Raw genomic sequence first — 12,466 nt, forward strand, 5'->3', positions numbered from 1 at the left:
CATGGGAAGTTTATCTAATGGCTAGGAGCTGCACCTCATCCTCTAAAATGTGGGAGATAACAGTTGCTACGCCCCGAGATTAACTCATCTGAACTTCAGATGATGGAAAGAACACCATCTAAAGGAAGATGCGTTCTATGTAAAACTAAATAAATATTTTATAAGAGGAATGTGGACAAACCACAACAGCCCCCGCTACTGTAGGTGTAGACGAAGATACAAAACCACTGAGAGCTTTCTTGGGAAGGGTATCTTAGGATGAAGCACAAGTCAGGATACTCTTATAGATTATTAATTTACTCTTGGCTTCGGAGGGAAGAGCAAGGATAAGACTGACATTTAATATTGTTATATTAATGGTTATTTAATGACCTATAATATAAACCACTACAGATATTAAAGTAAGCTTGCGCCTAGAGTATTTTCTCTAGGCGTTTTTTGTTGTAATCCTATCTTAAAAGCTAAGATAAAAAATAAAAATTAACTTATAGTTTCTAGGGATAAGTTTAATTAAATAGAAGGAGACAATTTATATTATGAAGAAAAACTTTAAAATTTTATCTTTTATTATGATAGTTATGTTTATGACTAACATATTTTTACCAATAAAGGCTTTTGCAAATGAGAATGAAAGCCAAAATCTTTTAACAACTATAAATAGTTTAAAGGAAAGAGTTAAGAATAAAAAAACTAAAGCATATTTAGACGCATTAACTCTTAAAGCTTTAGATGTACCAGTAAATAAAAATGAACTTATTTCATCAGATGTAGTTACAGCTAAGGTATATTCAGGAAGGATAATAGGATTATTATCTGCAAAGGAAGATATTTTTAGTGAAGAAAATAAGAAGTACATAGATACATTAGTAAAATCTCAAGGAAAAGATGGGTTTTTATTAAAAAGTGGAAATGAGTTTATGGATTTAGATGTATCAAGTATATCATTAGCTATAATAGCTCTTAATATGGCTGATGCTAGCTATGATAAAGCTATGGCTAAAGGTGCTCTTATAAAGGCTATAGATAATGCGGGAGATATAAAAATTTCAGAAATATCTATAGCCTTAGTCGCATTATCATTCTATAAAAATGATGGTGATGCAAAAGTAGTTATAAATAAATTAAAAGAAAAAGTAAACTCTTATTTAAATGATGAAGGAAAATTATCTATACCAGAAGATGATGGATGGGGATGGGTAGATTATGATGAGAGTATAAGTTATAATGGTGATTTTATACAGGCCTTAATTGCATTAGGAGAAGATCCAAAGGGTGAAAAGTGGACTAAGAATGGGAAGAATTTAATAGATGGACTTAATTCATTTGACGTAGATACTGAGGATAATGCAGTTACTAAACTTGCTGCTTTAGTTGATTATTACAGCTATAAATATAGTGGTAAGGGATCTATGTACAAGTTAAAGTACGAAAAAGTTATTCCTAAATATATGAAGTTTGAAAATAAAACTGAAAAGTTAAAACTTCAGAAAACACTAACATTAGAGCCTAAGGTTTATGATTCTAAAGATGCATTAATGCTTGGAAAACAAATAGAGTTTTCTCTAGATAATGAAGAAGTTCTTAAACTAGAGGGAAACAAAGTAACAGCTTTAAAAGAAGGAAAAGCTAATGTTAAGGCAGTTCTTAAAGAAAATAGAGCAATAGAAACAACACTTGAGATAAATGTATATGCTCCAACAACTAAAAGTCTTAATATAGAAGTAAATGAAGATGATTTCCCAATCAAGGTAAATGATACTATTGAACTTAAGGTTTCAGCTAAGGATGAAGATGGAGAAAGGCTTGAAAACCAAGAAGTTATATGGAGTAGTGAAAAGGAAGAAATACTTAAAGTAGATAAAGATGGTATAGTTAAAGCCTTAAAGGTTGGAGATGGTACCATAAAAGTATCATTAAAGGATAATGAAGAGATATTTGCTTTAAAAGAATTAAAGGTAGAAGATAACTTAGGGTTAAAGGAAATTAACAATAAACAAAAAAGTGAAATAAAGAAAGAGATAGATAACTTAGTTCTTCATTACGAAGGAGAAATAACAGGACAATTCTTAGCTCCTTTAGCATTAAGTAAAGTGGGAGTTAAGAAAACACCATTTGTTTCTAAAAGACAAAGTAATGTTTTTGATTATGATAAAGCTATAATAGCTATTTTAGGAGCAGGGGAAGATCCAAGAAATTATAATGGAAGAGACTTTATAAAAGAACTTTCAGAAATACAAGTTAAAGATGGAGAAAATAAAGGGTTATTTATAAAAAATGATTTTATCGATAAAGATGCTTTGATTTATCAAGGATATGCAATATTAGCATTAGATATGGCAAAGGCAGATTATGATAAAGATAGTGCAATAGACGCTATAATGAAGCTTTATAAATCTGGAAAGTATAATACTTTTACTTTCAATTATACAGAAAATAGAGCTCTTCTTATGACAGTTTTAGCTGGAGTAAAGTCTTCAAAGGAAAGAGATTTACTTCTTAAGGAGCTAATTACTGACATAAAGAACTCTATAACTGAGAATATGCAGTTTGACTCAAAGCATGAGCCAAGAGCAGTATCTATGATAATCCAAGGATTAGTAGCTAATAATATAAATCCATTAGGAAAGAGCTTTGTAAAAGGAGATAAAAATCTTTTAACTACTCTTTTAAGCTATAAGGCAACGAGTACAAGTGGAAGAGAAAAGGTAGCGGGAATAACTAATGGAAAGGGTACAGCCACTCATGTTGATGGAACTTTCTATGGATTTTCAGCCTTAGTGGAACTTTATACTGGAGAATCTATATTTGGGGTTAAAAACTCAGTTGAGGTAAAAGATGAAGAACCACCAGTAATAACTGTTGATGGAATAGAAAATGACAAGGTATATAGAGATGATGTAACAGTTAAGATTTCTTCAACTAAGGGTGATAAATGGACTGCTCTTTTAAATGGAGAAGAGTTTAAAAGTGGAGAAATAGAAGCTTCAGGAATATATAATTTAGAAATAGAAGCAACTGATGAAAGTGGAAATAAGAGCAAAGAGAAAAGAAGCTTTGCTTTAGATAAGAATGCTTCTAATAAAATAAAGGTAAGAGTGGAAGGACGCGATAAAACTTTATTTAATGAGGAAGTATCCTATGGGGATGCAGCTAAAAACCTTGTAGATTTATTAAAGTTATCAGTAGGAATAGATAAGGTTGAAGGTATTAACCAAGGAAAAAGTGGATTCTATGTAAACTCTATATTAGGAAATAAAGAGGGCGAAACTTATGGATGGTCCTATTATGTAGTTAAAGGTAGGGAAATCGTAAGTCCTATGTTAGCGGCAGATAAATTCACAGAGCTTAAGGATGAAGAAGGAAATGGGAAATATGATGAATATGTATTCTATATGTCAGAATACATAGGTCAAGATATTTTAACAACAGTTCCAATAGTAACCCATGAGGTTAAAGAAGATAATGTGATACTTAAGTTTAAAAATTGGAAGGGACATCCATTACTTCATATTAGAGCAGTTCTAAATGAAAAAGAATATACAGCTGATATAAATGGAGAAATAACTATTCCTTATACTAAAGAGATAAAAGTATCTTTAGGAACAAGAGGATCTTATATAGAGATTGTACCAGCAGAGTTTACTATGACGATTGAAGATAAGAAAGACGAGAGTAAGGAAGAAAATAAAGAGGAAAACAAAGAAGATAAGGACGGAAAAGAAGAAAATAAAGAAGAGAACAAAGAGGATAAGGACGGAAAAGAAGAAAACAAAGAAGAGAACAAAGAAGATAAGGACGGAAAAGAAGAGAATAAAGAAGATAAAGACGTAAAGGAAGAAAGCAAAGAAGAAAACAAAAAAGAAAGTATCTTAGAAAAGGTTAAAGAAGCTTTAGAAGCGTTAAAAGAAGGAGCTTTAAAGGAAGAAGAAGTAGAATTTAGAACAGCTCTAGCTTTATTTAATGAAAAAGATTCTCCAGTAGATGAAATGAAAGATAAGCTTATATTTAGAGATAATGATGCTGTAGCAGCAGTGGCTTCTAATATAATAGGAATAATAGCTATAGGAGAGAATCCTTATAGTTACAAAGGAATCAATCATGTTAAGCTTCTTGAAGAAAGCCAGAAGGAGAATGGATTATTTGTTATAAATCCTAACGATGAAAAGTATCCAACTATCCAAAGTTATGCGTTAATAGCTTTAAATATGGCTAAAGGAACTTATAATAAAGAATCAGCAGTAAAGGCTATTATGAATATGGATAATGGTGGATACTCAGATGCAGACCTTGCGGCTATTTTAATAACAGCTCTTTCTAACTATAAGGATATAGATGGAGTTAATGAATTTATAGAAAAGCAAGTAGCTTATATAAAGTCAGAAATAAGTAAAATGGACGGAAATAATATAAATCCTTATACATTATCTGCCGTTATAAATGGGTTAAAAGCTAGTGGACAAGATCCTTTAAGTAATGATTTTAGAGTTGGAAATAGTAATATTGTAGAATTACTTTTAAACTTTAGAAATGGTGAAAACTTTGAATTTAAGACAGAAGGTGGAGTAGAAACCACTATGATAACTGAGCAAGGATTATTAGCTTTATCAGATTTATTAAAGGATAGTAGTGTCTTTAATAAAACCTTTGACTTTAATAAGGGCGAAAAGGATACTAAGGAAGAAAACAAAGAAGACAATAAGGATGAAAAAGATACTAAGGAAGAACAAGATAATAACAAGGGTGGCAAAGAAGATAAACAAGAGAAAGATAATATAGTAAGCAGTAAGGATAATCACAGAGAAGTAACATCTAATAATATTACTGGTGCGGAAAATAAAGAAAGTACTAAGGCTATAGAAAATGAAATAGTAGCATCTAATAATACTGTAGAGAAAGATAACAGTATTAAAGAGAATATAAGTTCAGAGAATGAAAATACATCAGAAGATACTAAGGGAAATGAAGAAAATAAAGAAGAGTCAGAAGATAACAAGGAAGCTAAGAAAGAGCCTGGAGTAAAAGAGGATAAAAAGGAAGAGGTTTCAAAAGTTACCTTATCTTCATATAAGAAAAATATGATAATATCTTTAGTTGCATTAGGATCAGCAGTTTTATTAATTGTAGGATATATCATTAATAAAAAGAAGGTAAAATAGGTGACATATGAATAAGAAGAGTCTTGTAATATCATTAATAGTATTACTATTAGCTATAGGTGGATATACTGGAGTCAATGCCTTCAAAGAATATTATTCACTTGATAACACAAAGGAAAACACCTATGCAGCAAAAGATGTAGAGGGAAATATCGAAAGTAATGATAGTAAATCTTCAGAGGAAAGTAAAGAAAATGAAGATAAAGAATCTACCGAGAAAACTGTAGAAGATAAAAAGAAAGATAATAAAACATCTACTGAAGAAACTAAAAATAAAGAAGATGTAAAAAAAGGTATAGCTTATACTAATGAGAAAAAAGAAGAACCTAAAGAAACATCTAAAAAAGTCAATGAACCTTCTAAAAAGTCTTCAGGAGAAGAAACTAAACCTAATACTGTGAACAAGAATGAGAATTTAAAAAGTGAGAATAACTTTTTAATAGTAAATGGAATAACAGGAGAAAATTTATTTTCCTCATCTTTTAACGATGAAAATATAAGTGTTGGAGCTTTAACTAAAAAACTTTTACCACAAGGAAATTATAAAGTCAAAGGAAGAGGCAGTGCCTTATTCTTTGATTCTATAATGGGATTAGGAAGTGGAGATCATGGCCCTTCTAGTGGATGGGTGTTTATGGTTAAGAAGGCAGGAGAAGAAAATTATGTTTCTCCTTCTGTAGGAGCTGGTGCTTATAATGTTCAAAAGGGTGATAAGGTTCTTTGGAGATATGTAAAAGGTTAATAAAAAATCAGAACTACAGCTGTAGTTCTGATTTTTTTTATTTTATAAACATTGAAAGTAATGAAATTATCCATAGATGTGCTGGATAGAATATATAAAATAAGTATTTAGAAAACTTATTATTTAAACCTCTTTTACCATTATAAGAGAGAATAAATATTAGAGAAAATATCTGCATCCATTGAGGATCAAATAAGAATAAGTTATTGTATATTTCCTTAGAATCAAAAGATAATATAGTGCTAAAGAATCCAGTTATAATTAAAGAAACCATAATATATACAATTGATAGCTTAAACTTATTTCCTCTAAAGAAATAGAATATAAGTATACTTATAACACCAAAAATAGAAGCCTCTGTGAAGAAACTTAAAACTATCGTTAAAATAAATATAGGTACTCCAACCATATAATTTTTACTTTTCTTTAAGTAATCAATGGACATAAGCATAGCTATTCCTAAGGCAAAAGAAAGGAATATATTATTATTAATAGGCTCAGATGATGGCACTATAAGGTTTAATATGAAAGAACCTAAGGCCATTATAATAGCCCACTTAAAAAGTCTTAGTAGATATTTTTTTCTATCTCTAGTATGATAAAAACCTTCCACAAGGAAGAACATAAATATTGGGGCAACTACTCTTCCAACCCAAGGAAACCATATTGGCATACCCCCTATATAAGATGCTAAGTGGTCAAAAACCATAAATAGCATAGCTATTATCTTTAAAATAAAAGCATTCATAAATAATATCCTCCTTAAATTTTAAATTACGTACTGAGATATATTATCAAATATTATACTAAAATGTCCATTACATTAGACTTACACTTTTGTAAGGTATAAACTTTAAAATTAAAAGGATATTATATTAAAGGGTAAGAGAAAAGTTTTATAATAGTTTTTTTAAACAACATAATACATATATTGTATAAAATTGAAGTATATGATACTATTAATTGTAAATAAATGTTTAAAGATTTCTAGTAAAAAACTTTTAATCAATAAATTAACGAAAAAAGTATTAAAAATGGGAGGGGAAGAAAATGATTATTTATATGATGATGTAATGTAACTAATGAAGAAATAGATAAAAAAGTTTGCACATTTTTGCAGGCTTATTTCTTATTGTCTTTATTAGTTAACATCATCACTTAGTTTTACCATATATCATTTATACACTATTTAAAGAGAAGCTCTCTTTAGTGAAAATGTGGTGGCATAGCTTTTGTGGCCAGTTGTTAACACTTATATTTCACTTAAGGGGGATTTTTTATGTTCAGAATTAATACTGTTATTGATTATATAGATGAGAATATAAAGTGTGATTTAAAAACAAAAGATATATCAGAGCTTGTGAACTACTCTGATTCTCATATTCAAAGAAAATTTAAAGAATTTACAGGGATTTCAGTGATGGAATATATAAAAACTAAAAAGTTAATATTTAGCACTAAGCTTTTAATAAAAACCAATATAAGAATATGTGAGATAGCTTTAGAGGCAGGCTTTCAATATGAACAATCATATATAAGAGCATTTAAAAAGGCGTATGGGATAACACCAAAACAATATAGAATAAAATTTAAAAATTATGATTAGAAATGTTAAGTTTTTAAGTTCTATAATCAATAAAATTAAAAGTACAAACTATTTTATCCTTAGAAATAAAATCTATTCTACAAAAATTAAGAAATTTACTATGTAAGATATATGGTACATGAAAGATGTATATCTTACATATAGAAGTTGTAGGATAAATTAAAATGTGAACCTTGGGGGGCGATATTATGGACTTAAATTTAGTAAGAGATATATTTGAAGACTATGCTAAAAATAAAAATTTTTCTGGAACTGTATTAATTAAACAAGGCGAAAAAGAATTATTTTCATGTACACATGGATATGCACATATTGGATGGGAAATAAGAAACACCTTAGATACAAGATTTGATACTGCATCTATTACAAAGCTATTTACAGCAGTTAGTATATTACAACTAGTAGATAAAAATTTAATAAAATTAGAGGATAAAGCTTTAGATATCCTAGATATAGAGAATGGAGAGATATCAAAAGATATAAATCTCTATCACCTACTAACTCATACCTCAGGTATTGGAGATGATGCAGATGAGGAGTCAGGAGAGAGTTATGAGGAAATATGGAGGGAAAAGCCTAACTATTCTGTGAGGGAATGTAGGGACTTTATCCCACAGTTTGTATATAAAAAGCCGTATTTTAGCCCAGAAAAAGGATGTAGATATAATAACTGTGCCTATATTTTGTTAGGATTAGTCATAGAGAAAATAAGCGGTAAGAGCTATATAGAATATGTTAAAGAAAATATATTTAAAAAAGCTTCCATGAATAATAGTGATTTTTTATCCATGGATGGAATTCATAAAAATATGGCTGAGGGGTATGTATCTATAGAAAATAGTGATAAAGAGATCCTAGGTTTTAGAAAAAATATATATTCATATCCTCCTGTGGGTTGCTCTGATGGAGGAGCACATACCACCGTAGGAGACTTAGATATTTTTATTAGGAATATACTTAATAATAAGTTATTATCAGAAAGGTTAACAAATGAAATTTTAAAGCCTAAAGAGTTTTATATAGAGAACTCTAAGAGGGATTTCTATATGGGATATGGCTTTGAGTTTATATTAAGAAAAAGAGACCATAAGGTATTTTGCATAACAAAGGATGGGAGTAATGCTGGAGTAGCTTGTGTAACTAGGTATTTTCCAGAGAATGACATAACCTTTACTATATTATCAAATAATGATTCCTGTGATATATGGGATATAGCTTTTAAAGTTCAACCACATCTAGGAATAATAATGGAATAAGTATTTTAGTAATCCAATAAGTTTTATATAAAATTTATTGGATTACTATACACTTAACAATTTATAAGATTAAAGGGGGAGTTAAGATACGAGAGTATATTTCTAAAATAATTGAGACCAATAATTTGATAATAAAAGATGCGATTATGGATGAATGTGATGAGATACAACATATTTGCAGTACTTGGACAGATAAACTTTTCTTAGAAGGAGATGAGTTTGAAGAAAATTATATTTTTAAGTGTTTAACAGAGGGAGACTTGCCACCTATTAAAGGTGCAAGTAAAGAAAAGTATTCTTTAAAATCTATTTATTTAAAGGAGAGTAATAAGATAATAGGATTTCTTGATATTTATCATGGATACCCTAAAGAAAAAACTCTTTGGATAAGTATTTTTGTATTAGATAGAGAGATTAAAAATAATGGATTTGGGCAAGAAGTAATAGGAGCTTTAACTAAAGATGCAAGTGAGACATATTATAACAAAATTGCTTTAGCTGTTCATCTTAAGAATTGGAAAGCATTAAGATTTTGGACTAAAGTAGGTTTTGATAAAATTATAGGTATCTATGGAGATAAAGATTTTAGAGAGGATACCTTTGCATTAATTGGATTAGAGAAGAATATTAAATAAAAGTATAAGATTGATTTATAATCTTATGTGAAAAGGAGGGAGCGTATATACTTATAGATTTTAAAGAATTAGAAACAAAAAGGCTTATACTTAGAGAGATTAGAGAAGATGATGTAGAAGATTTATATGAGATTTTAAAAGATCCTGATATAGCAAAATATGAGTATTTTTATCCTATTACCTCTATTGAAGAAGTAATAAGTTTTATAAAAAGATATAAAAAAGAGAAGGTAGAAAAAGAAGAAATCACATGGGGAGTCGTATTAAAAGAAACTAATAAGTTAATTGGGACATGCTGCATTGGGAGTTTTGATGAAGGGTCCAGAAGAGGGGAAGTTGGCTATGATATAGTAAAATCACAATGGGGAAAAGGCTATGGAACAGAGGCAGTAAAGAAGGTTGTTGATTTTGGATTTAATGTTATTGGATTAAATAGAATTGAAGCATTTATAACTCCAGAAAACTACGGTTCAATTAAAGTATTAAAGAAATTAAATTTTATTGAAGAAGGCATTGTTAGAGAAAGAGATCTTATAAAAGGTAAGCTAGAAGATGGAGTAATAATGGCAATGCTTAAAAGAGATTTTAAAGAATAATTTAAAAAATATATTATATTAAAAGTGTTAGGAAGTAGAGACTTAACACTTTTTTATTTGTAATGTATAGACTATTTTCATAATTATCTATAAATCATTAGAAAAGGATTATAAATCCTTAACAGCATATGTTGTAATTGAAGGAAAATAGAATACAGATTTATTGAAAACAAAGGATTATAGTAAGTATTAGGTGAAAGAGTAATTTATAAGTTATATACTTTATTATAAAAAAGATTAATTTTAAGAAAATCTTAAGAAAAATATGAAATCTTTGTAATAATTATGTTGTAATATATAAGGTATATGTATATAAGGAGTTTTCACTATGAAAAATAAACTTACAAAACGTAATAATATTAAAATAAATCTTAGTAAGGGAAAAGTAGTTATTATAATAACAGGGATTTTATTATTGATATCAGTGTTGTTTTTATTAAAATATATTACAACTAGTAGAACAACAGAAAGTAATAATTTAAGAAAAGATATATATACTTTTTTAAGTGATAAAAATAATAGAGTAAAGGCTTATGAAAGAGCAGTTAAATTAAATGGAGGGGATTCGGCTAATACCTGTGTTTATTTTTTAGCTGAGGTTTTAAGAAATAATAAAATAAGTATAGATGACAGTGTATGTAATACTGAAGGACTTATAAAGGTACTAGAGAAAAAAGGATGGAAGAAGGAAACAGATATAAAAAAGATAAAACCAGGAGACATATGCTTTACCACAGATGAGAAGTTAAGTAAAAAAGGTACCCCAACCCATGTATATGTGTTTATGAAGTGGAAAGAAGAAGGATCTACAGACTATGGATATATATGTGATAATCAAGCAAAGGATTATGATTGGAAGGTATATCACTTAAGAAACATAGGGGTTAAGGATGGAAGTGGAAAAGCTCAAAAGGAACCTTTTAGCTTCTTTATGCATAAATAATTTTATATGATAGCTGCTAGCTGTAAGGAATTCAAACTCTTAAATGGTGAAGAATAACAGTTGCCAAGCAGAGAGGTTAGCATATCTAATTTAACATCAGTGAAAGAACACTATTAAAAGAAAGATTTCTTTTATAAATAACATAATAAATAAGAGTATACATATATTATAGGTTTGTAATATATGTATACTCTTATTTTTTACACTAAACATTGAATTCATATCTATGGCTATAATTTATCATTAAAATAGAACTTTTCGCTATAAATAGATACATTTGCAGATTCTTTAATAAAATCTATAAATACTTCTTCACAAGGCATGTGGACATCCCTGACATCCCTAAAAATTTTTTTATTAACTTAGTATAAAACACAATATATCCCTATTTAATAAATTACTTTTATTAATAGTTTATTTATATATATTAAAATAGAATTAATAAATATAATTCGATAAATATAAAAATATAATTGACAAATTTAATTCGTTATAAGTATACTAAGAGTAGGATATATTATTGGAGGGATAAATAATGGATAAATTAGAGTTATTAAAGGGTAATTTTTTAGAATTTTTAGAAAATAAGATTTGTGATTCACAAGAGAGAATAAAAAGTTTAACTAAAGAAGAGTTAAAAGATGAAGCTAATTTAGAGAAAATAACTTTAAATATAGTAACAATATTTAAACAGATGTTTAATGTAAGCTATAATAAGATAGTTAAAGATAAGAAAGAATATGAAAATATTAAGGGTGACTATTTAAAGTATTTTAATACTATACCAGCCAGTTGGAAGGAGAAAAAAGAAAAAGATGAGAAGTTTGGTAATGAGGAAGGGGTAATTATTGAAAATCTGAAATTATCCATGGCAGATACAATTAAAGAAAAATTTTTAGTACTATATGAAAAATATAAAATATAAGGAGCTGTTAACTTTGAAGGATTCAGTTATAATTTTTAAAGCTTTAGCAGATAAATCTAGATTAAGAATATTAAACAGTCTTATGGAAGCTCCTAAGTATGTGGAACTTTTATCAGAAAGATTAGAACTGTCCCCATCTACTATATCTTTTCATTTGAAAAAACTAGAAGATGCAGGACTTGTGAAGGGAAATAAAGAGCAGTATTATGTAGTTTACTCATTAAACAAGGATACTTTAAATACGAATCTTTTAGATTTAGTAGTTTTTAAAGAAGGGATAAGAGCGGCAGAAGAAGAAAGAGAAGAAGCTTATAGAAGGAAAGTTATAGAAAACTTTTTTAAGTATGGGAAACTTATATCTATTCCAGTTCAACAGAAAAAAAGAAGAATTGTATTAGAGGAAATAGCTAAGGCTTTTGAGAAGGGAGTAGAATATAAAGAAAGGGAGGTTAATATAATAATAGCGGATTTTAATGATGATTTTTGTACTATAAGAAGAGAATTTATATCTGAAAAAATATTTGAGAGAAATAATGGAATTTATAAAAGAATACTTTAAATATGGAAAGACCATAGTTATTATTTGAGAATTAATAGCTATGGTTTT

The 12,466-nt window shown here is 28.3% G+C and carries 10 protein-coding genes and 1 riboswitch; of the genes, 9 read left to right on the top strand and 1 reads right to left on the bottom strand.

The annotated features are described in order from the left end of the window. The first annotated feature begins 121 nt into the window (after nucleotides 1–121). A riboswitch (cobalamin riboswitch) is annotated at nucleotides 122–300 on the top strand. 236 nt (nucleotides 301–536) lie between these two features. Both BR69_RS21240 and BR69_RS0113680 read left to right on the top strand, forming a co-directional pair. Continuing rightward, nucleotides 537–5,156 carry an Ig-like domain-containing protein gene (locus BR69_RS21240; protein WP_051623623.1) on the top strand — a complete coding sequence of 1,540 codons (4,620 nt, stop codon included), beginning with the start codon at nucleotides 537–539 and terminating at the stop codon, nucleotides 5,154–5,156. Between the two features lie 7 nt (nucleotides 5,157–5,163). Next, nucleotides 5,164–5,898: a DUF4430 domain-containing protein gene (locus BR69_RS0113680; RefSeq protein WP_027633676.1), complete on the top strand. Its 735-nt coding sequence runs from the start codon at nucleotides 5,164–5,166 to the stop codon at nucleotides 5,896–5,898. 37 nt (nucleotides 5,899–5,935) lie between these two features. On the opposite strand, the gene BR69_RS0113685 is transcribed toward BR69_RS0113680, so the two are convergent. Then, nucleotides 5,936–6,646 carry a TraX family protein gene (locus tag BR69_RS0113685; protein ID WP_027633677.1) on the bottom strand — a complete coding sequence of 237 codons (711 nt, stop codon included), beginning with the start codon at nucleotides 6,644–6,646 and terminating at the stop codon, nucleotides 5,936–5,938. A gap of 531 nt (nucleotides 6,647–7,177) precedes the next feature. Here BR69_RS0113685 and BR69_RS0113690 point away from each other — a divergent pair. The 7 genes from BR69_RS0113690 to BR69_RS0113720 all read left to right on the top strand — a co-directional run bounded on the left by BR69_RS0113690 (nucleotide 7,178) and on the right by BR69_RS0113720 (nucleotide 12,418). Further along, nucleotides 7,178–7,504 (top strand): helix-turn-helix domain-containing protein, encoded by a 327-nt coding sequence (locus BR69_RS0113690; RefSeq protein WP_027633678.1) that lies wholly within the window; start codon nucleotides 7,178–7,180, stop codon nucleotides 7,502–7,504. 188 nt (nucleotides 7,505–7,692) lie between these two features. Then, nucleotides 7,693–8,760, top strand: coding sequence for a serine hydrolase domain-containing protein (locus tag BR69_RS0113695; protein ID WP_027633679.1), 1,068 nt, complete (start codon nucleotides 7,693–7,695; stop codon nucleotides 8,758–8,760). A 125-nt stretch (nucleotides 8,761–8,885) separates the two neighbouring features. Further along, nucleotides 8,886–9,395: a GNAT family N-acetyltransferase gene (locus BR69_RS0113700; protein WP_150112281.1), complete on the top strand. Its 510-nt coding sequence runs from the start codon at nucleotides 8,886–8,888 to the stop codon at nucleotides 9,393–9,395. 86 nt (nucleotides 9,396–9,481) lie between these two features. Further along, nucleotides 9,482–9,991: a GNAT family N-acetyltransferase gene (locus BR69_RS22500; protein ID WP_423219691.1), complete on the top strand. Its 510-nt coding sequence runs from the start codon at nucleotides 9,482–9,484 to the stop codon at nucleotides 9,989–9,991. 328 nt (nucleotides 9,992–10,319) lie between these two features. Next, entirely contained in the window at nucleotides 10,320–10,934 is a 615-nt protein-coding gene (locus BR69_RS0113705; RefSeq protein WP_027633681.1) for a hypothetical protein, read from the top strand. Between the two features lie 535 nt (nucleotides 10,935–11,469). Further along, entirely contained in the window at nucleotides 11,470–11,859 is a 390-nt protein-coding gene (locus tag BR69_RS0113715; RefSeq protein ID WP_027633682.1) for a hypothetical protein, read from the top strand. A 13-nt stretch (nucleotides 11,860–11,872) separates the two neighbouring features. Continuing rightward, nucleotides 11,873–12,418 carry a DUF2087 domain-containing protein gene (locus BR69_RS0113720; protein ID WP_242840699.1) on the top strand — a complete coding sequence of 182 codons (546 nt, stop codon included), beginning with the start codon at nucleotides 11,873–11,875 and terminating at the stop codon, nucleotides 12,416–12,418. Nucleotides 12,419–12,466 lie beyond the last annotated feature (48 nt).

Source organism: Clostridium hydrogeniformans DSM 21757 (assembly GCF_000686705.1).
Taxonomy (GTDB): domain Bacteria; phylum Bacillota; class Clostridia; order Clostridiales; family Clostridiaceae; genus Clostridium_Z; species Clostridium_Z hydrogeniformans.